At 70.0% G+C, this 21,230-nt stretch carries 18 protein-coding genes and 1 riboswitch; of the genes, 10 read left to right on the top strand and 8 right to left on the bottom strand.

Annotated elements, in window-relative coordinates; all coding sequences use genetic code 11:
• Positions 1 to 59: 59 nt before the first annotated feature.
• Positions 60 to 746 (bottom strand): AAA family ATPase, encoded by a 687-nt coding sequence (locus ABTX18_RS10030; RefSeq protein ID WP_352122247.1) that lies wholly within the window; start codon positions 744 to 746, stop codon positions 60 to 62.
• Positions 747 to 916: 170 nt separating this feature from the next.
• A riboswitch (glycine riboswitch) is annotated at positions 917 to 1,010 on the top strand.
• A 141-nt stretch (positions 1,011 to 1,151) separates the two neighbouring features.
• On the opposite strand from ABTX18_RS10030, the gene gcvT reads away from it, so the two are divergent.
• The 5 genes from gcvT (at position 1,152) to ABTX18_RS10005 (ending at position 6,728) form a co-directional block, all read left to right on the top strand.
• The gene (gcvT, locus tag ABTX18_RS10025) at positions 1,152 to 2,267 is read left to right on the top strand and encodes a glycine cleavage system aminomethyltransferase GcvT (protein WP_352122246.1); all 1,116 of its coding nucleotides are present in this window, start codon (positions 1,152 to 1,154) and stop codon (positions 2,265 to 2,267) included.
• 102 nt (positions 2,268 to 2,369) lie between these two features.
• On the top strand, positions 2,370 to 2,747 hold the full coding sequence (gene gcvH, locus ABTX18_RS10020; protein WP_352122245.1) for a glycine cleavage system protein GcvH: 378 nt from the start codon (positions 2,370 to 2,372) through the stop codon (positions 2,745 to 2,747).
• 19 nt (positions 2,748 to 2,766) lie between these two features.
• Positions 2,767 to 4,026: a serine hydroxymethyltransferase gene (gene glyA, locus ABTX18_RS10015; RefSeq protein WP_352122244.1), complete on the top strand. Its 1,260-nt coding sequence runs from the start codon at positions 2,767 to 2,769 to the stop codon at positions 4,024 to 4,026.
• A 168-nt stretch (positions 4,027 to 4,194) separates the two neighbouring features.
• Entirely contained in the window at positions 4,195 to 5,577 is a 1,383-nt protein-coding gene (locus ABTX18_RS10010; protein ID WP_352122243.1) for an L-serine ammonia-lyase, read from the top strand.
• 176 nt (positions 5,578 to 5,753) lie between these two features.
• A complete protein-coding gene (locus ABTX18_RS10005) occupies positions 5,754 to 6,728 on the top strand; it encodes an MmcQ/YjbR family DNA-binding protein (RefSeq protein WP_352122242.1) in 975 nt (324 codons plus the stop codon).
• 308 nt (positions 6,729 to 7,036) lie between these two features.
• Here the strand turns inward: ABTX18_RS10005 and ABTX18_RS10000 are convergent, their stop codons facing one another.
• Positions 7,037 to 8,422 (bottom strand): cellulase family glycosylhydrolase, encoded by a 1,386-nt coding sequence (locus ABTX18_RS10000; protein WP_352122241.1) that lies wholly within the window; start codon positions 8,420 to 8,422, stop codon positions 7,037 to 7,039.
• Between the two features lie 277 nt (positions 8,423 to 8,699).
• Between ABTX18_RS10000 and ABTX18_RS09995 the strand changes: the two genes are divergently transcribed.
• From ABTX18_RS09995 to ABTX18_RS09975, 5 genes are all read left to right on the top strand, one after another.
• The gene (locus ABTX18_RS09995; protein ID WP_352122240.1) at positions 8,700 to 9,722 is read left to right on the top strand and encodes a LacI family DNA-binding transcriptional regulator; all 1,023 of its coding nucleotides are present in this window, start codon (positions 8,700 to 8,702) and stop codon (positions 9,720 to 9,722) included.
• 303 nt (positions 9,723 to 10,025) lie between these two features.
• Complete coding sequence (locus ABTX18_RS09990; protein WP_352122239.1) at positions 10,026 to 11,141, top strand: lytic polysaccharide monooxygenase; 1,116 nt, start codon at positions 10,026 to 10,028, stop codon at positions 11,139 to 11,141.
• Between the two features lie 254 nt (positions 11,142 to 11,395).
• Complete coding sequence (locus tag ABTX18_RS09985; RefSeq protein ID WP_352122238.1) at positions 11,396 to 12,763, top strand: SGNH/GDSL hydrolase family protein; 1,368 nt, start codon at positions 11,396 to 11,398, stop codon at positions 12,761 to 12,763.
• A 692-nt stretch (positions 12,764 to 13,455) separates the two neighbouring features.
• Complete coding sequence (locus ABTX18_RS09980; protein ID WP_503061117.1) at positions 13,456 to 14,466, top strand: terpene synthase family protein; 1,011 nt, start codon at positions 13,456 to 13,458, stop codon at positions 14,464 to 14,466.
• A gap of 354 nt (positions 14,467 to 14,820) precedes the next feature.
• Positions 14,821 to 15,249, top strand: coding sequence for an STAS domain-containing protein (locus tag ABTX18_RS09975; protein ID WP_352122237.1), 429 nt, complete (start codon positions 14,821 to 14,823; stop codon positions 15,247 to 15,249).
• A gap of 51 nt (positions 15,250 to 15,300) precedes the next feature.
• On the opposite strand, the gene ABTX18_RS09970 is transcribed toward ABTX18_RS09975, so the two are convergent.
• From ABTX18_RS09970 to ABTX18_RS09945, 6 genes are all read right to left on the bottom strand, one after another.
• Positions 15,301 to 15,510 (bottom strand): EF-hand domain-containing protein, encoded by a 210-nt coding sequence (locus tag ABTX18_RS09970; RefSeq protein ID WP_124716283.1) that lies wholly within the window; start codon positions 15,508 to 15,510, stop codon positions 15,301 to 15,303.
• A gap of 220 nt (positions 15,511 to 15,730) precedes the next feature.
• Positions 15,731 to 16,921 carry a YncE family protein gene (locus tag ABTX18_RS09965; protein WP_352122236.1) on the bottom strand — a complete coding sequence of 397 codons (1,191 nt, stop codon included), beginning with the start codon at positions 16,919 to 16,921 and terminating at the stop codon, positions 15,731 to 15,733.
• Entirely contained in the window at positions 16,921 to 17,727 is an 807-nt protein-coding gene (locus ABTX18_RS09960; protein WP_352122235.1) for a polysaccharide deacetylase family protein, read from the bottom strand. The genes ABTX18_RS09965 and ABTX18_RS09960 overlap by 1 nt, the downstream gene beginning before the upstream one ends.
• A 417-nt stretch (positions 17,728 to 18,144) precedes the next feature.
• Positions 18,145 to 18,660, bottom strand: a complete 516-nt coding sequence (locus ABTX18_RS09955) for an ATP-binding protein (protein ID WP_352122234.1) — start codon at positions 18,658 to 18,660, stop codon at positions 18,145 to 18,147.
• Positions 18,661 to 18,911: 251 nt separating this feature from the next.
• On the bottom strand, positions 18,912 to 19,679 hold the full coding sequence (locus ABTX18_RS09950) for an enoyl-CoA hydratase/isomerase family protein (RefSeq protein ID WP_352122233.1): 768 nt from the start codon (positions 19,677 to 19,679) through the stop codon (positions 18,912 to 18,914).
• Between the two features lie 86 nt (positions 19,680 to 19,765).
• The gene (locus tag ABTX18_RS09945) at positions 19,766 to 21,019 is read right to left on the bottom strand and encodes a L,D-transpeptidase (RefSeq protein WP_352122232.1); all 1,254 of its coding nucleotides are present in this window, start codon (positions 21,017 to 21,019) and stop codon (positions 19,766 to 19,768) included.
• Positions 21,020 to 21,230 lie beyond the last annotated feature (211 nt).

The following is a 21,230-nucleotide window of genomic DNA, read 5'->3' as shown; positions in this document are numbered from 1 at the left end:
CGCGCCCCCGGATGCCCGCCGCCCGCACACCTGCTGTCCAGCCATCGGACAGGCCTCTTTCACGCCTCGCTCTGTGCGTCTGCGAAGGTGATCCGCTTCAGCAGGCCCGCCGCCTCCCGGTCCAGCAGCACCGCCGAGGCGCACCCGGGCGGCAGGAGGCCCGATTCGGTGTCCCGCAGGAGCCGGCCCACGGCCCTGCGGTGCCGGGCGAAGGCGTAGCCGGAGACTCCGCGCCCGCGCTCGCGCTGCCCCTCCCTCGCCGTCCGCGGGGTCACGTCGAGCAGCACGAGGTGCAGCGTCCGGCCGCGGCGCCGGGCGTCGCGGGCCAGCCAGCCGCGCACCCAGGACTGGGTGCCGCAGTCGTGGACGACGACGGAGGCGCCCGAGCGCAGCACCCGCCACAGTCCCCAGTAGTGGGCGACGCGGACGAGCGGGCGGTAGAGGGCGTACGGGAGTAAGCGGGGCAGCAGGGCCGCCCAGCGGTCCCTGGTGTCCTGGGAGTCGACGGCGTGGGCCGAGACGGCCCGCTGGATGAGTGTCGATTTGCCGCTGCCGGGCAGCCCGGAGACCACCACCACGTCGCCCGCCGCGAAGTGCAGGCTGCGCGGGCTGCGCCCGTCCCGCCTGCGCAGGTCCCGTACGACGGGCGCGTGCGGCCCCACCGCCTCCCTGGCCGGCACCCCCGACTGTGCGGGGAGTGCGCCGTGCGCGACCCCCGCGGTCGTCACGTACCGCTGCAACGTCATCGCCCTCCCCCTGTCGGCTGACCGGCACCTGCCCAAGAAGTGTAAAGAAAAGGTAATGCGGCACAACCGTCCGACCCGCCGGATCCCGCAGGAGACCGGGATCGGTACCGACCACCCACTCTCCCGCAATGCGTGCGATGATGACCCCCGTCAACTGCATAAAGGCCGCTCGAATCCGCGCGGGAGAGTCCCGGTCACCGTGCCGGGCGCCGAAGGAGCAAGATCCTCCCTTGAATCTCTCAGGCCCCGTACCGCGTGGATGAGGCAGATCTGAAAAGCGAGCCGCGCTGCGGCTCCACCCAAGGTGCAAGCCGAACCCCTCCGGGGCCTCTCGGCGAACCTCTCAGGTTCCGATGACAGATGGGGAGGGATCGTCCTCGTCGTCATGCCCTGGGAGCCTTATCCATGAGCACCGCCCCCCGCCTCACCGCCCTCGATGCCCTGCACCGCTCGCTGGGCGCGACCATGACCGACTTCGCGGGCTGGGACATGCCGCTGCGGTACGCCAGTGAGCGCGACGAGCACAACGCCGTACGCACGAAGGCCGGCCTGTTCGACCTGTCCCACATGGGCGAGATCACCGTCACCGGCCCCGAGGCCGTGGCGCTGCTGAACTTCGCGCTCGTCGGCAACATCGGCACCGTCTCCGTGGGCCGCGCCCGCTACACGATGATCTGTGCCGAGGACGGCGGCATCCTCGACGACCTGATCGTCTACCGCCTGGGCGAGACCGAGTACATGGTGGTCGCCAACGCGGGCAACGCGCAGATCGTGCTGGACGCGCTGACCGCCCGGGCCGAGGGCTTCGACGCCGAGGTCCGCGACGACCGTGACGCGTACGCGCTGATCGCCGTCCAGGGCCCCGAGTCCCCCGCCATCCTGGCCGCGGTCACCGACGCCGACCTGGACGGCCTGAAGTACTACGCCGGGCTGCCCGGCACGGTCGCCGGGGTTCCCGCGCTGATCGCCCGTACCGGCTACACCGGCGAGGACGGCTTCGAGCTGTTCGTCGCGCCCGAGCACGCCGAGCAGCTCTGGAAGGCGCTCACCGAGGCGGGCGCCTCCCGCGGCCTGATCCCGTGCGGGCTCTCCTGCCGCGACACGCTGCGCCTGGAGGCGGGTATGCCGCTGTACGGGCACGAGCTGACCACCGCGCTGACGCCGTTCGACGCCGGTCTGGGCCGGGTCGTGAAGTTCGAGAAGGAGGGCGACTTCGTGGGCCGCAAGGCCCTTCAGGCCGCCGCCGAGCGCGCCGAGACCGCTCCGCCCCGCAAGCTCGTCGGCCTGGTGGCCGAGGGGCGCCGGGTGCCGCGCGCCGGCTTCTCGGTCGTCGCCGGCGGCCAGGTCATCGGCGAGGTCACCTCGGGAGCGCCCTCGCCCACGCTCGGCAAGCCGATCGCCATGGCGTACGTCGACGCCGCCCACGCCACGCCCGGCACCGAGGGCGTCGCCGTGGACATCCGGGGCACCCACGAGCCGTACGAGGTCGTGGCGCTGCCGTTCTACAAGCGCCGCAAGTAGAACCTCGGGGCGCGACGGGCGCCTCGTACGTGACGCAGTCGCGTCTCACACCGTAAGACCACCGTTCATCAGCACTCCCCCGCGTACAGGAGAATTCAGGTCATGAGCAACCCCCAGCAGCTGCGGTACAGCAAGGAGCACGAGTGGCTGTCGGCCGTCGAGGACGGCGTGGCCACGATCGGCATCACGGAGCACGCGGCCAACGCGCTCGGTGACGTCGTCTACGTCCAGCTCCCCGAGGTCGGTGGCACGGTGACCGCGGGCGAGACCTGCGGCGAGCTGGAGTCGACCAAGTCGGTCAGCGACCTGTACTCGCCGGTGACGGGCGAGGTCACGGCCGCGAACCAGGACGTCGCGGACGACCCGTCGCTGGTGAACTCCGCTCCGTTCGAGGGCGGCTGGCTGTTCAAGGTACGCGTCGCGGAGGAGCCGAAGGACCTGCTCTCCGCCGACGAGTACACCGAGTTCTCCGGCAACTGAGACCCCAAGGGACCACCTGATGTCGCTTCTCAACTCCTCCCTCCACGAGCTGGACCCGGACGTCGCCGCCGCTGTCGACGCCGAGCTCCACCGTCAGCAGTCCACCCTCGAGATGATCGCCTCGGAGAACTTCGCTCCCGTCGCGGTCATGGAGGCGCAGGGCTCCGTCCTGACCAACAAGTACGCCGAGGGCTACCCCGGCCGTCGCTACTACGGCGGCTGCGAGCACGTCGACGTGGTCGAGCAGATCGCGATCGACCGCATCAAGGCGCTCTTCGGTGCCGAGGCCGCGAACGTGCAGCCGCACTCCGGTGCGCAGGCCAACGCCGCCGCGATGTTCGCGCTGCTGAAGCCGGGCGACACGATCATGGGCCTGAACCTGGCCCACGGCGGTCACCTGACCCACGGCATGAAGATCAACTTCTCCGGCAAGCTCTACAACGTGGTCCCGTACCACGTCGACGACACCGGCACCGTGGACATGGCCGAGGTCGAGCGCCTCGCCAAGGAGTCCAAGCCGCAGCTGATCGTGGCCGGCTGGTCCGCCTACCCGCGCCAGCTGGACTTCGCCGCCTTCCGCCGCATCGCGGACGAGGTCGGCGCGTACCTGATGGTCGACATGGCGCACTTCGCCGGTCTGGTCGCCGCGGGCCTGCACCCCAACCCGGTGCCGCACGCCCACGTCGTCACGACCACCACGCACAAGACCCTCGGCGGTCCGCGCGGCGGTGTGATCCTCTCCACGCAGGAGCTCGCCAAGAAGATCAACTCGGCGGTCTTCCCGGGTCAGCAGGGCGGCCCGCTGGAGCACGTGATCGCGGCCAAGGCGGTCTCGTTCAAGGTCGCGGCGACCGAGGAGTTCAAGGAGCGCCAGCAGCGCACCCTGGACGGCGCCCGCATCCTCGCCGAGCGCCTGGTCCAGCCGGACGTCACCGAGGTGGGCGTCTCCGTCCTGTCCGGCGGCACGGACGTGCACCTGGTCCTCGTGGACTTGCGCGACTCCGAGCTGGACGGCCGGCAGGCCGAGGACCGGCTCCACGAGCTGGGCATCACGGTCAACCGGAACGCCATTCCCAACGACCCGCGGCCGCCCATGGTGACCTCGGGCCTGCGGATCGGCACGCCGGCGCTCGCCACCCGCGGTTTCCAGGCGGCGGACTTCACCGAGGTCGCCGAGATCATCGCGTCGGCCCTCAAGCCGTCGTACGACGCGGACGACCTGAAGGCCCGCGTCATCGCGCTGGCCGACAAGTTCCCGCTGTACCCCGGTGTGAAGTAGTCGAACCGGCGCATTTGCACATTCGGGCGGGGCACCGCGCACACTGAACAGTGAGCGCGGTGCCCCACCTCTTGCCCCACGCTCCCTTGTCCCGCTCTTCGGGCCCACCCCGCCCGTACCGCACCACCCGGCAGACAACGGCGTCTACCAACCCTTAGGAGTCTCCCCGTGGCCATCTCGGTCTTCGACCTGTTCTCGATCGGCATCGGCCCGTCCAGCTCCCATACGGTCGGCCCCATGCGCGCCGCCCGTATGTTCGCGCGCCGGCTGAAGAACGAGGGCCTGCTCGCCCACACCGTCTCGATACGCGCCGAGCTCTTCGGCTCCCTCGGCGCCACCGGCCACGGCCACGGCACCCCCAAGGCCGTCCTGCTCGGCCTGGAGGGCGAGTCCCCCCGTACCGTCGACGTCGAAACGGCGGACGCCCGGGTCGACGCCATCCGGAGCACCGGCCGGATCAATCTCCTCGGCATGCACGAGATCGCCTTCGACGCCGACAAGCAGCTGGTCCTGCACCGCCGCAAGAGGCTTCCGTACCACGCCAACGGCATGACCGTCTTCGCGTACGACCACGAGGGCGCCCCGCTGCTGGAGAAGACCTACTACTCGGTCGGCGGCGGCTTCGTCGTCGACGAGGACGCCGTCGGCGAGGACCGGATCGTCCCCGACGACACGGTCCTCAAGCACCCCTTCCGCACCGGCGACGAGTTGCTGCGCCTCGCCCGCGACACTGGTCTGTCGATCTCCTCCCTGATGCTGGAGAACGAGCGCGCCTGGCGCACGGAGGACGAGATCCGCTCCGGCCTGCTGGACATCTGGCGCGCCATGCAGGCCTGCGTCTCGCGCGGCATGGCCCGCGAGGGCATCCTGCCCGGCGGCCTCAAGGTCCGCCGCCGCGCGGCGAACACTGCCCGCCAGCTGCGCGCCGAGGGCGACCCGCAGACCCACGCGATGGAGTGGATCACCCTCTACGCGATGGCGGTCAACGAGGAGAACGCCGCGGGCGGCCGTGTCGTCACCGCACCGACCAACGGCGCGGCCGGCATCATCCCGGCGGTGCTGCACTACTACATGAACTTCGCGGCCGGCGGCGCCACCGAAGCGGAGAAGGACGACAGCATCGTCCGCTTCCTCCTGGCGGCCGGCGCCATCGGCATGCTGTTCAAGGAGAACGCCTCCATCTCCGGCGCCGAGGTCGGCTGCCAGGGCGAGGTCGGCTCCGCCTGCTCCATGGCCGCGGGCGCCCTCGCCGAGGTCCTGGGCGGCACCCCGGAACAGGTCGAGAACGCCGCCGAGATCGGCATGGAGCACAACCTGGGCCTGACCTGCGACCCGGTCGGCGGCCTCGTCCAGATCCCGTGCATCGAGCGCAACGGCATGGCGGCCGTGAAGGCGGTCACCGCGGCGAAGATGGCGCTGCGCGGCGACGGCAGCCACAAGGTCTCCCTCGACAAGGTCATCAAGACCATGAAGGAGACGGGCGCCGACATGAGCGTCAAGTACAAGGAGACGGCGCGGGGCGGGCTCGCGGTGAACATCATCGAGTGCTGAGGGAACAGGCCCCGAACAGGCCGTTCGCATCGTTCAGCACGGTCGGGGCCTTCCCTGCCCACGCAACGGAAAGTCCCTAAAAGGTCCCCGGGGCAGACGTGAAAGTCCCTGAAACGGGGTGCGAACCGCAGGTGGAGCGCCTGCGGGATGGCCGGCGTTCCGGTTACGGTTGCGCCATGGTGACAGCGGAGGACGTACGAAGACTCGCGCGGGCCCTGCCCCGTACGAGCGAGCATCTGATCCGGGACCACGTGAAGTTCCGTATCGGCAGCATCGTCTATCTTGCGCTGTCACCCGACGAGAGCGTGCTCGGCTTCGCCTTCCCCAAGGAAGAGCGGGCCGCGCTGGTGAAAGCCGAGCCGGAGAAGTTCTCCCTCCCCGGCACGTCGGACATGCGCTACCACTGGGTGCATGCACGGATGGCCGCCCTCGACGAAGTCGAGCTGTCCGAACTGGTCAACGAGGCCTGGCGGATGTGCGTGCCGAAACGTCTCGCCCGCGAGCAGCTGGGCACACCTGACGAGCCGCTGCCGCCGGCCCCAGGGCTTGCCCAACTGCGGGCCGCGGCCGAGGTGTTCAACAGCTTCCCCGGGGTCGACCGCAGTTGGCTGAAGCTGCGGTCGGAGACAACACCCGGGCTCGACCTGGCCGATCCTGCTCATCGCACGGCGATGCATCGCTGGCTCAATTCCTGGGGTTGCCGGATCCGTTATGCGAGGGACGGCGAGACCGATCTGCTCGGCGAAGGCCTCGCGGCCTGGTGGGTCAGGCATGCCCCCCTGCCTGATGCCGCGCTGGCCGAGTTGAAGGACCCGGCGATCGGAAAGATGGTGGCGGCGTACGAGGAGCTGGCCGCACTTCGGATCGGCGGCCGCACTCTGGGTCCGACCGCGGCCGCCAAGGCGCTTTTCGCCCTGCGCCCCCAGACGGCAATGCCCTGGGACGCGGCGATTGCCACCGAGTTGTACGGCACCCGGGACGCCACCGCGTTCGCCCGGCATCTGCGCATGGGCCGGGCATGGGCACGGTCAACGCTGGCGGAGAGCGGGCTGGACGAGGAAGGGGTGGTGGCGGAGCTGGGAAGGCCCGAGGTTCCGCTGGCCAAGGTCCTCGATGAATATCTGTATGTGGTGATCACCCATCAAGGATGAGCAGCGGATCTCCGGGGCAGTCCCATGCACGCGAAGGAACAGGCGCTGCGACTGCGGAAACTGATTGCGGCGGGCGTGCTGGTGCTGCCCAAGGCCTGGGACGCGGGTAGCGCGGCAGGGCGATGCGTCCGGCGAACAGGCCCCTCTCTGAACGGGCTGCTCGGCGACTGACGACGAGAGCATCACGACCGTGCCGGCCGCACCGCCCGGTGGCGCGGTCCGGCCGGCAAGACTGCATCGGAACCAACTCCATTGAGCGCTGACCCCCGTTGGCGGGGCTCCGGTGTAGCCGGAGCCCCGCGCTCGGGTCAGCTGGTGGGGAAGTTGTCCGAGGTGCTGATGCGGCTCTTGATCAGCGTCCCCGACTCGGTCAGCACACCACTGCTGCTGTAGTCGCTGCCGTCACAGGTACCGGGCCGGAACGCGGCGCTGCTTTCGTTGGCGTCGGAGTAGGTCCAGTTCGCGTAGCCGATCTTCAGCTGGTCCAGCAGGTCCAGCCAGGCCGTGGTGCTCGCCCGGTCCATCGATCCGCCACCGGTGGCGCTCACCGTGCCGAACTCCGTCACGAACAGCGGCAGCCGGGAGGCCGCCCGGCTCACCGCGGCGCGGTAGTTGTCCTTGTGGCTAGCGGCATAGAAGTGGAACGCGTACATGATGTTGGTCGCGTTGACGGGGCTGTTGATGATCTCGCTCTCGCTGGAGCCGTCCGAGACCCCGAGCGAGGACCAGCCGCGGGTGCCGACGATGACCACCGCGTCCGGGTCGTTGGCGCGGATCACCGGGATGACCTGTTCGGCGTAGCTCTTGATGGCCGCCCAGCTCACACCGTTGGGCTCGTTGGCGATCTCGTAGATCACGTTCTTCTTGCCGGCGTTGCGGGCCGCGACGGACGCGAAGAACGTCTTCGCGCGGTCGAGGTTGAAGTTCGGGTCACCCGGCGTCAGGGTGTGGAAATCGATGATCGCGTACATGCCGCGTGCCTCGGCCATGTCGACGAGGCCGTTCACACGGCTGGTGAAGCCCGCCGGGTCGGTCTCGTACCCGCTCTCCTGCACGTACATGGCGACCCGCAGCAGGTCGGCCTTCCAGTTGTTCGCCAGCGCGTCGAGGGAGGCACCGTTGTAGCACTTGCTGAACCACTGGATGCCGTGCGTGCTCATTCCGCGCAGCTGTACGGGTCGGTTGTACTGGTTGCACAGGTTCACCCCGCACACGTGAAGCTGCCCGTTGACGCCCACGGGCGTGCCGGTGGTGCCGCCGCCGCCCGGGTCGGGGGGCGTGGTGCCGTCGACGGTGCCCGTGCAGGCGACGCCGTTGAGCGTGAACGCCGTGGGCTTCGGGTTGGCGCCCGTGAAGGAACCGACCATGCCCAGGTCGGCCGCCGCGCCGGTGGCCAGCGTGCGGTTCCAGTCGAGGCCGACGGCGCTGACCGTCGAACCGGACTGCGACCAGGTGGCGTTCCAGCCCTGGACAAGCTTCTGCCCCGCGTCCGGCAGGGCGATCTTGAGCGTCCAACCGTTGACGGAGTCACCCAGATTGGTGACCTTGACTCCGGCCTGGAAGCCGCCCTGCCACTGGCTGGTCACCGTGAAGTCGACCTTGCATCCCGTGGCGGCCATCGCCGGAGGGCTGAACAGGGCCGTGAGGCCCAGGATCGTCGCGCAGGTCGCCAGTAGAGCCAATAGGCGTTTCACAGCATTCCTCCATGGATGAAAAATGGGAATACGCGATGGGAGCGCTCCCGAAGCCGTTGGCACGAAAGGGGCCGTGTCCTGCCTGGTGAAGCGGGACCGACATCGGCGCGATCCGGTGTCAGGGTTGGCCGATTGGGCACCACCGAGATGGGAGCGCTCCCAATTTGGGGGTCGGGCGACGCGCCGTCAAGCCGTTCGACAGGATTCGCCCGGGGAGCCGGCCCGGGGCCCCGGCACCCGCCGGGCCGTAGGATCGGGTCCTCATGGGGGTGGGAACATGCTGAAGCGGGGTTCCGGCACACCGACGCTGGAGGAAGTGGCGGCCCTTGCCGGAGTGGGGCGGGGCACGGTCTCGCGGGTGATCAACAACGCGTCGGGGGTCAAGGCGTCCACACGCCGTGCCGTGCAGCGCGCCATCGACGAGCTGAACTACGTGCCCAATCTGGCCGCGCGTTCACTGGCCGGGCGGCGCGCGGACGCCGTCGCGCTGGTGATGACCCAGACGGACTGGCGGCTGTTCGGTGAGCCGTTCTTCTCGGAGGTCGCGCGGGCGGTCGGGGACGCCCTGACCGAGGCGGGCGTCCAGCTGATGCTCACGCTCGTACGGACGGACGAGGACCGGCAGCGTCTTGTGGAGTACGTGCGCGGCGGCCGGGTCGACGGGGCGCTGCTGATGTCCGTGCCGGCGGGCGACCGGCTGCCGGACATGCTCGCCGACGCCGGGCTGCCCACGGTGCTGCTGGGCCGGCGCTCCGCCGACGAGCGGGTGACCTATGTCGACGCGGACAACATCGGCGGGGCGCGGGCCGCGGTCGGCCATCTGGCGAGGAGCGGGCGGCGGGCCATCGCCGCGATCACGGGCCCGCCCGAGATGTACGTCGCCCAGTGCCGGCTGCGCGGCTACCGGGAGGCGCTGGAGGACGCGGGGCTCGACGAGGTGCCGTCCCTGGTCGTCCAGGGAGACTTCACCGAGGCCAGCGGGCGGCGGGCGATGGCGGGGCTCATCGCCGAGCACCCGGAGGTGGACGCCGTCTTCGCGGCGTCGGACAGCATGGCCGCGGGGGCCCTGGCCGCGCTGCACGCGGCGGGGCGGCGGGTGCCGGAGGACGTGGCGGTGGTCGGCTTCGACGACTTCGAGCTGGCCGAGCAGACGGAGCCGGCGCTGACGACCGTCCGCCAGCCGATGGAGGAGATCGGCCGGACGATGGTGCGGCTGCTGCTGGAGGAGATGGACCAGCCGGAGGTGGCCTGGCGCCATGTGACCCTGCGGACGCAACTGGTGGTGCGCGAGTCGGCTTGAGGGGCCGTGCGACCGTTTCGGACGAAGCATCCCGAAAACCCGCGCGTGTGCCTGACAAGTCCCCCGCGTGTCTGCCCGAGAGGCCGAGCGCGGGGGAGCGCTCCCAGGTGCCCGCGTCCGCACCGATGGCGCACCCCCGCATCTTCTCGCTACCGGAAATCGCCTCGTCGGAAATCCTGGCGACACTTTCGGTCCGAAGGGTTGTCAGGGACACGACGCGCTCTTACAGTCCCTACCAACCCACACATGGGAGCGCTCCCAGAACCCGCCGAAGGCAATCCCCACACAGGCACAGGAGAGACCATGGCTCGACGCAAGAAGCAACTCACCGCCTTGTTGGCGGCGTTCGCGACCCTGCTCGCCGGAATCGCCCTGACGTTACTTGGCGGCCAGGGCAGCGCGCAGGCTCACGGCGTGACGATGACGCCGGGATCGCGTACGTACCTCTGCATGCTGGACGCCAAGACCAGCACCGGGGCCCTGGATCCGACCAACCCTGCGTGCAAGGCCGCGCTCGCCGAGAGCGGGGCGACCTCGCTGTACAACTGGTTCGCCGTGCTCGACTCCAACGCGGGCGGAAGAGGGGCGGGTTACGTCCCGGACGGAAAGCTCTGCAGCGCCGGCGACCGGTCCCCGTACAACTTCACCGGGTACAACGCCGCACGCTCCGACTGGCCCCGGACGCACCTGACATCCGGGAACACCATCGAGGTCAAGCACAGCAACTGGGCGGCGCACCCGGGCTCCTTCCGGGTCTACCTCTCGAAGCCCGGCTACTCACCCAGCACCGAACTCGGCTGGGACGACCTGGACTTGATCCAGACCGTCACCAACCCGCCGCAGACGGGCTCACCGGGCACGGACGGCGGCCACTACTACTGGAACCTGGCCCTGCCCTCGGGCCGCTCGGGTGACGCGGTGATGTTCATCCAGTGGGTGCGCTCGGACAGCCAGGAGAACTTCTTCTCCTGCTCCGACGTCGTCTTCGACGGCGGCAAGGGCGAGGTCACCGGCATCCGCGGCTCGGGCACCACTCCGAACCCGGACCCGACCCCGACTCCCACTCCGACCGACCCCACACCGACCCCGACCGACCCGACCGACCCGCACACCGGATGCATGGCCGTCTACAGCGTGACGAACTCCTGGGGCGGCGGCTTCCAGGGTTCCGTCGAGGTCATGAACCACGGAACGGCGGCGCGTGACGGCTGGGCCGCGAAGTGGACGCCCGGCGCGGGCGCCAAGATCAGCAGCGTGTGGAACGGCGTGCTGACCACGGGCTCCGACGGTGCGGTCACCGTCAGGAACGCCGACTACAACCGGACCATCCCAGCGAACGGCAGTGTCACCTTCGGGTTCACGGCCACCTCGACCGGCAACAACTTCCCGGTCGGCTCGATCGGCTGCGTCAACCCGTAACGGCTGACAGAGTCGGCGCCGGTTCCCGTGCCGTACGGGGACCGGCGCTTTCGTGTCCCCGGGCCCAGGCCCAGGCCCAGGCCCGGGCCCGGGCGCACGGAAGCAGGTGGCGAAACATTTCGAACCATTGACCGCAACTATCGGACGGACTAGCCTGCCGCGTGGTCCGGCGACGCATGGACGGGAACATTGTCCGCGTACGTGGACACATTGCGCTTTGTCCCGTTTCCCCACCGCACAGAGGGAACACGTCCATGAACCGAAGATCGTCACTGATCAGCCTGATCACCGCGGGAGCGCTCCTCGCCTCCCTCGCCGCCGTCTCACCCGCCCTCGGGGCCGGAGAGACCGCCGGGGCCGCAGAGACGGCGGCGGCCGCCGACCACGCGCCCGGGCCCAAGGAGCGGAACGCGCACTGGGTGGCCGCGTGGACCTCGATGCCGCAGCTGACGGAACCGTCCAACATGCCGCCCGCGCCGTTCACCCAGGCCGACTCCGTGCTGACGGATACGACGCTGCGGCAGACCGTCCACGTCTCGGCGGGCGGTGACCACATCCGGCTGCGGTTCTCCAACGCGTTCGGCGGCGCGGTGCTGCCCCTGACCAAGGTGTCCGTGGCCCTGCCGCTGGACGGCCGGGCCGGCACGGGCGCCGTCCGTGAGGGAACCACGCGCCGGGTGACCTTCGGCGGCAGCGCATCGGTCACCGTCCCGGCCGGCGCGCAGGCCGTCTCCGATCCGCTGGACTTCCGGGTCGAACCCGGCTCCAATCTGACGGCGACGGTCTACCTGGCCACCGGACAGGCGTCCACCGCCCTCACCTCGCACCCCGGTTCGCGTACGACCTCGTACCTCCGGTCCGGGGACCACGTCGAGGACGCGGATCTCCCCGGGGCCACCACCACCGACCACTGGTACCTCCTCAGCGGCGTCGAGGTCTGGTCCAGGAGCAGCACCTCGGCGACGGCCGTGCTCGGCGACTCACTGACGGACGGCCGGGGTTCCACCACCAACGGCAACGACCGCTGGCCGGACGTGCTCCAGCAGCGGCTGGCGGCCGGAGCGGGCCCGGCACGGATCTCGGTCGTCAACCAGGCGGCCGGCGGCAACCGTCTGCTCAACGACGGGCTGGGCCCGAACGGACTGGCCCGGCTGGACCGCGACGTACTGGCCCAGAGCGGCGTCGACCGGCTGATCGTCTTCGAGGGCGTCAACGACATCGGGACGGCGGCCGCCACCCTCGCCGCCCAGAAGGGGACGGCGGACGACGTCATCGCCGCGTACGACCAGATCATCACCCGGGCGCACGCCCTGGGGATCCGGGTGTACGGGGCGACGCTGACGCCCTTCGGCGGCAACACCGGCTACGACGACCCGGACGGCTATCGCGAGGGGGCCCGGCAGACGGTCAACACCTGGATCCGTACCAGCGGCCGCTTCGACGAGGTGATCGACTTCGACCGGGCCGCCCGCGACCCGCAGAACCCCCGGGCGCTGCGCCCCTCGCTGGACGTCGGCGACCACCTCCACCTGAACCCCGCGGGCTACCGGGCACTGGCCGACGCCGTCCCCGCACGCCTGTTCCGGCAGTCCCCGCTCCCGGCGGGCTTCGGCTACAACTGACGACCGGCACGACGGACGGCCCGCGCACCCGCGAAGGGTGCGCGGGCCGTCCGTCGTGCCGGTACGGCCCGGCCGGTGAGGGCGCCACGCCGGCCGGTCCTTCCCGCCTCCGGAGGCGAATCGGCCAGAATCGCGGCCGCGGTCACCTGCCCCGGTCAACCCAGGAGTGCACCAACTGCTCATAACTGAGCAGCTGTTCATGACGGACACACATTTTCGGTCACGAGCAGCTTCCCTCCTCTCCATACTGGGAGTTCACTGGTCGTGACGAGTGGTGACGCGATCGCCGTGCACGTCAGGCGGTGCGCTGCCCTGGGCCCTGCGGGGTCCCGCCTCGACGGACCGGCTCTGCGGAGGAAAGAGGACAGCGATGACAGCCGCCCCTCCCGTGACGTCTCCTCGGCGGGATCCGGCCGTCCGGCCCGGCCATGGCGCGCGAAGAGTGCCACGGGTCGCCCGCTGCGACCGTCCGCCCCGCCGGTCCTGATCCGCTCCTGCGGCGATCGCCGCAGCCGGCTCACGGCCGGCGCCGCCGTTTCCGACGCCGGTGCGGACAGCTGTCCCCGATGACGCGGCTTTGCCGAAGCGCCGATCGACAACCTCGCGTTCACCGTCTGCCGCACCGGTCTGTGCGTGCGCGGTCCTTCCGCGCATCCCCCTTCCCTGTACGTATCGTTCAGACGAGGTGCACCATGAGCAAGTTGGCGCTTCCAGAATTCCACATGCCGTTCGAGAGCGCGGGATGCAATCCGGGAGTCGAACGGACCAAGCAAGCCGCCTGGGAATGGGCGGCCGCCGCCGATCTCGTCCTGTCCCCGGTGGCCCGCAAGAAGATGATCCGGACCCGCCCCGAACTCTGGATATCCCTGATATTTCCCGAGGCGTCGCAGAAACACCTCGACCTCTTCTGCCAGTGGCTGTTCTGGGCCTTCCTCGTCGACGACGAATTCGACGACGGTCCGGCCGGCCGTGACCCGCAGCTGTGCGAGAGCGCGATCGCCCGCCTCGTGGACGTGCTCGACGGCGCACAGGCACCGGTCGGCCCCATGGAACACGCGCTGGACGAACTGCTGGTCCGCACCTGCACGGGCAGGCCGGCGCACTGGGTCCGGCAGTTCCGCCGTGACACGGCGGCCTGGCTGTGGACGTACTACGCGGAGGCGGTCGACCGGGCCGCCGGGCATGTTCCGAGCACGGCCGATTTCGTGAAGCACCGGCGTGATTCGGTGGCCATGCAGCCGTTTCTCGATCTGCACGAGATCACGGCGGAAATCGACCTGCCGGAATCCGCGCGGAGCCTTCCCGCCTATATCGCTCTGCGCAATGCGGTGGCCGACCATTCGGGGCTCTGCAACGACATCTGCTCCTTCGAGAAGGAGGCCGTACTCGGATACGAGCACAACACCGTCCGGCTCATCCAGCGGGACCGCGGTGGCACACTCCAGGAGGCCGTCGACGAGGCCGGGATTCTGCTGGCCCGCATCGCCGACCGGGTCCAGCGGGCCGAGAAGGAACTGATCGAGGAGATCGAGGCGGCGGGAATCGAGGGCACCACGCGACGCGCCCTGGAACGGTGCGTGAGGGATTACCGGGGGCTCGTACGCGGCGACTTCGACTATCACGCACGCGCCGAGCGCTACACCCGTCCCGACCTCATGGAGATCGACGAAGTGGGGTCCATGTCCAGCAACTTCGCCGCCTGAGGGACCCACGCGGCGGACGCACCCCTTCACGATGGCGAGTTCCGGCCATTTGTCGTCGATGCGGCACGAGGCTTTCCGGTCGCTCCGCAGCGGCCGGAAAGCCGTCCCGCCCGAACCGGCCACCCTCCGGGCGCGCTGCGGTCACGGTCGGCGGGCGCCGATTCCCTGAGGTCCATGGGAATGGCGGATGTTCACCCGGAAGAGGGCATTGGAGAAAGCGCGAACGTTTCTGCGGCGCGACGTGGCGGACCCTCGGGTTAGGTTCACCGACTGTCACCTCACCGACCGTCCCCCACCGACTGTCCTGCGGACCCCGGGTGCGTCCTCGGGGCCCGGCGCTGCGGAGAGGCATCCATGACCGAGACGTCGGCCCCCACGGCAACCCCCGTGCAGGCCCTGCTGCCCGAGCCGTGCGGCCGGGTGTACCGCCGGGACGGCTGCACGGTGGTGGCGCTGCGCGACGAGATCGACATCGCGACCGCCGCGCTGATCACACCGGCCCTGGACTACGCGACCTCGGACGGCTCACCCCGGCTGGTGGTCGATCTGACGGAGGTGAGCTTCCTCGACTGCTCGGGGCTCACACTGCTGTGCCGCGCCCGCCGGCGTGCGCTGGACCGCGAAGGGCGGTTCTGGCTCGTCTGCGCGTGCCCGCGGACCCTGCGCCTGCTGCGGGCCGGCCGGCTGCACGACCTGTTCGGCCCGGTGGCCACCCCGGACGAGATCTTCCGCCCGCCGCCTCCTGAGCACACCCCGGAGGTCGTTGCCCCGGTCGTCTCCTGAGCGCACGCCGGAGCGCGGCCCCCGGCCCGTCGGCCGGGGACCCTGCGGACGTCAGTTCTGTGCGGCCCAGAACTCGTCGAACGTGAGGAGCCCGTCCCCGTTCGCGTCGTGGGAGTTGATCACGGCCTGCGCGACCGTCTCGGTGACGTACGGGTCACCCAGCTGGGCCATGACGCTCTTGTACTCGACCGCCGAGATGAGCCCGTCGCCGTTCAGGTCGAACCGCTCGAACGCCTTGCGCGCCGATTCGATGTCCGCCATTTTTCCGCCCCTTCATATGACTGTATGACGGAGGTCAGATTAACGGGCGCGACGGATGGCCCCGGCGGCGGCCGGTCGCCGATCATGGAGGGGCCGTCCACCGCCCGGTGGCCGGCGCCCGAGCGGGGAGTACACGGCGCGGTGAATTACCGGCCGGTGGACTCGGAGGCCCTGCTGGTCGCGGGGTGAGTCACCGGCCGGACACGCCCCTGGGACCGGCTCAGCGGAAGACGCCCGTGTGGCCGAGGGAGTAGCGGCCCGGCTGCGGGTAGACGGCGAGGCCGTGCGGTCCGCTGCCCACCGGGATCCGGGCCAGCTGCTTGCCGGTGGCGGTGTCGATCGCGTAGACCTCGGCGTTGTAGCGCCCCGACAGCCACAGGACCTTGCCGTCGGCCGAGACCCCGCCCATGTCCGGGCTGCCGCCGTTCGGCAGGTGCCACTTCTTCGCCAGCTTCTTCTTCGCGAAGTCGAACACGGAGACCGAGCCCTCACCCCGGTTGGAGATGTACATCTCCTTGGCGTCGCGGCTGACGTAGAGCCCGTGGCAGCCCTTGCCGGTGGGCAGCAGTCCGGGCGTGGTGAACTTCTTCCCGTCCAGTACCCACACGCCGTTGGCCACCATGTCCGCGATGTAGAAGGTGCTGCCGTCGGGTGACAGCTTGACGTCCTGCGGCATGGCGCCCTGGAGCGGCAGTTTCTGCTGGCCGACCACCTTCATCTTCGCCGTGTCGACCTTGAGCAGTTCGCCGGAGAACTCGCAGGAGACGATGAAGTACCGGCCGTCCGCGGAGAAGTCGGCGTGGTTGACGCCCGCGCAGCTCACGGGAACGGTCCTGGCCGTCTTCATGGTGTGGGCGTCGCGGAAGACCAGTTCGCGGTCCATGGAGGCCATCACGATGGCGTATTTGCCGTTCGGCGTGAAGTAGAGGTTGTACGGGTCGGAGACGTCGACCGTCTTCCCCGCCTTCCCGGTCGCCGGGTCGATGGCGGTGAGGCTGTCGCCGACGTCGTTGTTGACCCAGAGCGTCTTCAGGTCCCAGGACGGGACGACGTGCTGCGGCTGGTGGCCGACCGGGATCGTCTCGATGACCTTGTATGTGGCGGGGTCGATGACCGACACGGTGTCGGAGTTGGTGTTGGGCACGTACACCCGGGACGGGAAGTCCTTGACGACCGGCGACAGCTTTCCGGGGGCGTCGGCCGCGTACACGTTCCTGGCGTCGAGCACCGGCGGCATTCCGGGCAGCCCCGGCGGCGCGGGCGGGGTGATGTGCTCGGGCCTGGCGGGAGGGGCGGCGGCCTCGGTGGCGGCGTCGGACGCGCCCTTGTCCGCCGGCGTGCCGCAACCGGTGAGTACGGCGAGCAGGACGCCCCCGAGGAGGGCCGCGGTGCGTGTGGTGGAGGGAGACATCAGGTCAGCAGCTCCGTGGTCGTCACCGCGCGCAGTTGGCGACGGTCGAGTTCGGTGAGGAGGAGGGGCAGCGCGGCAAGGGTGTCCGCATAGCCGAAGTGCATGCTCACCACGGATCCGTTGCGGATCTCCCCGGCCACCTTGCGGGTGACGGCCGCGGCGCCGGGCGAGGTGAAGTCGAGGGAGTCCACGTCGTACGAGAGGACGTGCGGGTATCCCGCCCGGGCGGCGAGCCGCTGGACGAGCGGGGTGGCGTCCCGGGTGCGCGAGGGCCGGAACCAGGTGCCGATGGAGCCGGTGAGCCGGCGCAGCCGCTGGGCGCAGCCGGTGATCTCCGCGTACGCCCGCGTCTCGTCCATCGAGGAGATGTCCGCGTGGTGCTGGGTGTGATTGCCGAGGTCGTGGCCGCCGTCGAGGATCCTGCGGGCCATCTCGGGGTGTTCGTCCAGCCAGCTGCCCACGGCGAGGACGGTGACCCTCGCCCCTGCGCGCTCGGCCTGCCCCAGGACGGTGCGGGCGAGGGCGGGGTCGCCCTGGCCGTGGAAGGTGAGGGCGACGCGCGCCCGGTCGCGGGGGCCGTGGTCGATCTGCGCGGGCTGCCCGGGGATGCGGTGCGGGGCGGGCGCGGGGGCGTGCGCACCGGTGGTGGCGGCCCGTCTCCTGGGTTCCGGGCTGGTGGGGGGCTTCGCCGGTGCCCCGGCGGCGTCCGGGTCCGCGCAGCCGGCGGCGAGAGCGGCCGCGAGGGCGGCGCCGGCTCCGGCGCGCAGGGTGCTGCGGCGGTGCACCGGTCTGTCGGAGGCGTTCATGCGCAGAACATTAAGTCCGTGATGTCAGGAAAATAACATCTGACCCACAATGGCCGGATAAGGTCACACGGATGCGCACCCGCAACCCACCGGCGATCAATGAATAGCCCGGGGAATCCCTCACGCACGCATCGATTGCCAGGCGAGTGACCCAACACACCTGTGATTCATCGAGGAAATGAGCAGGTATGCATGGCTATGTCCGTGTCGCGGCTTTGGCTGTGGAGTCGCCCGTCTGTCATAGTCGGAGCCACGACCCCCTTGACCCGGGCCAGGTCGTCATGAGCGGCCGTGAACACCCCCCCATTTCACGGTCCCCACACAGCAGCCCCCGCAGCGCCGCACCCCGGCCGACCGGGGGCTTCTGTATGCCCGCTCCGCGGGCAGGGGCTCCGACGGGTCACCGGCCGGAGGCGGTCAGCGGTCGGAGATCCGCATCTCGAACCAGGTGGTCTTGCCGCGCGGCAACAGATCGACGCCCCACCGGTCGGAGAGCTTGTCGACCAGGAAGAGCCCGCGTCCGCTGATGTCCATCTCCTGGACGGGCATCAGGCACGGCAGTCCTCGCGAGGGATCACGCACCTCGATCCTGATCCAGCCGCGCCGCCGCATCATCCGTAAGCCGAAGACCCGGGCGCCGGTATGACGCACGGCGTTCCCGACGAGTTCGGACACCAGCAGAACGGCGTGCTCGGCGGTCTGCGGGGAAAGCGCCCACTGACGCAGCACCACACAGGAGGTGAGCCTGCGGGCGGTGGCCGCGGACTCCGGGCGGGAGGGCAGCCGGACTTCGTCCTCCGTCGGGTTTCCGAACAACTCCAGCACTTGGAACGCCTGTTCGTCCTCGACGGCCGGCATCCTCCGTGCCGCGGTCGCGCTGCTGCGCTGTCGCGGCTGCTCCACACCCTCCAGGCCCGCCATGGACACCATCATGGCTGCACAGCGGGCGCCGCGTGGTCGTTCCGCGGGAATCCCTGACCCGGAATCAGGTGTTCCACAGCGGGCTCCCGGCATATGCCACCGGCAGAATGCCTCATCGAACACCCGCACTGACCTGCACGGATACCGAAGCCGAGCGGGTTTCCCGGAACCGGCGAGCGGCTGAGCCTTAAGGTTGCCTTAAGGCTCAGCTAATCCGCCCACACGGATGAACGCACCTCCGGCCGTTCCCAACTTGCGTTCGGTTAGAGGAACTTGGCCTTGCCCGGCCCCTCTTCCACAAAGCTGCGCATTCCGCGCTCCCGGTCCTCGGTGGCGAAGAGGCCCGCGAACCAGGTCCGCTCGATGGTGAGGCCGGTGTCGATGTCCGTCTCCAGTCCGGCGTCGACGGCCTCCTTGGCGGCGCGCAGTGCGAGCGCCGGTCCCTTCGCGAGCTTGGCGGCCCAGGCATGCGCCTGCTCGTACACCTCGGCGGCGGGCACCACACGGTCCACCAGCCCCATGGTCAGGGCCTCCTCGGCCTTCACATGACGGCCGGTGAAGATCAGGTCCTTCGCCTTGGCGGGGCCCACCAGCCGGGCGAGGCGCTGGGTGCCGCCCGCCCCCGGGATCACCCCGAGCATGATCTCCGGCTGTCCCAGCCTGGCGTTGTCCCCGGCGATCCTGAAGTCCGCGCACAGGGCCAGCTCGCAGCCGCCGCCGAGCGCGTAGCCGGTGACGGCCGCGACGACCGGCTTGGGGATCCGGGCCACCGCGGTGAAGGAGTCCTGCAGCGCCTTGGAGCGGACGACCATCGCCGGGTGGTCCAGCGCCTGCATCTCCTTGATGTCCGCACCGGCCGCGAACACCTTCTCACCGCCGTAGAGCACCACGGCGCGCACGTCGTCACGCCGGGACGCCTCTTCGGCGAGCTCGCGCAGCCGGTCCTGGGTGGCGACGTCCAGGGCGTTCATCGGGGGCCGGTCCAGCCGGATCGTGCCGACGCCGCCGCTTACTTCAAGGGTTACGGTCATGGAGGCAGGTTAACGGTCGCTCACGCAGAGGAGCCCGGTGCCGTTGGTCACAGCACCGGGCCCGTTCCGTACGCCTCGAAGAAGACCTACTTGGTCCACTCCGACCAGCTCATGTTCCAGCCGTTGAGGCCGTTGTCCGGCTGGATCGTGCTGTCGTGGGAGTTCTTGACGATCACGACGTCCCCGATGAGGGAACGGTCGAAGAACCAGGCAGCCGGGGTGCTCGGGTCACCGGCGCCGCGCGCGTCCTGCAGGCCGACGCAGCCGTGGCTCGTGTTGGTGGTGCCGAAGATGCCCGACCCGCCCCAGTAGTTGCCGTGGATGAACGTGCCCGACGTGGACAGGCGCATCGCGTGCGGCACGTCCTTGATGTCGTACTCGCCGCCGAAGCCGACGGTGTCACCGTTCATCCGGGTCACCCGGAGCTTCTCGCTGATGACCATCTGGCCGTTGTACGTCGTGGTGGCCGGCGCTCCCGCCGAGATCGGGATGTCCTTGATCTGCTTGCCGTCGCGGACGACCTTCATCCGGTGCGTGCTCGCGTCGACGGTGCTGACCTGCCGGCGGCCGATGGTGAAGGACACGGTCTTGGCCTGCTTGCCGTAGACCCCCGGCCGTCCCTCGACGCCGTCGAGGTTGAGCTTCACCGTCACCTTGGTGCCCGCGGCCCAGTAGTCCTCGGGACGGAAGTCCAGACGGTCGTTGCCGAACCAGTGGCCCTCGACCTCGACGGCGGGCTCGGCCGTCACCTCGATGGCCTTCTCGACGGCCTCCGGGTCGGTGATGCCCCGGGTGAAGTGGATGGAGACCGGCATGCCGACGCCGACCGTGGAACCGTTCTCCGGGGTGTACTGCCCGATGAAGGTGTTCTTCGGGACCAGCGTGGTGAAGGTGGTGTCCTTCGCCGACTCACGGCCCTTCGCGTCCTTGGCGACCGCGTGGACCTTGTACTTGGTCGCCGATGCGAGGTGACGGTCCGGCACCCAGCTCGTGCCGTCGGCCGCGATCTTCCCCGCGACCTCCGCCCCCTTGGGGTCGGAGACCTTGACCGTGGCCAGCTTCCCCTGCTGGGCGGAGATCTTCAGCGCCCCGTTCGTGGCGACGGAATCGGCCCCGTCCGCGGGGACGATGTTCACGACCGCCTGCGAGGCGGTGGTGTCCGCGCTTCCCGCCCCGCCCGCCTTGCCGCCGCCCTTGCTCCCGCCGGTGTCTCCCCCGCCGCACGCCGTCACCAGCAACAGCAGCGCACCCAGCACCAGAGCCATCAGACCCGTGGACCCACGCCCCCGCCGGCTGCTGTCCGCCCCGGCCGATGTCCCCGATATCGGCTGCCCGTTCAATGTGGTCGTCTCCCCTCACACGGCCTCGTCCCCGACAAGGCCCCAGGGAACCCGCAGGCTCCCACCCCCGCACGCTGCACATGCGCGCTCATCGAAAGATAATCACACGTGCCGTGGGCAGATCTCCTCCGGAATGTCACCGTTCCGTCCCAACCCGGCCCAGGAGTCGCCTGGTCGCGCGTGGTATCCCCGCCCCGGTGCCGGTACGACG

Source organism: Streptomyces sp. NPDC096323 (assembly GCF_040302845.1).
Lineage (GTDB): Bacteria > Actinomycetota > Actinomycetes > Streptomycetales > Streptomycetaceae > Streptomyces.
Note: the sequence above shows the minus strand (reverse complement) of the source record. Positions and strands in the feature narration are given on the sequence as shown.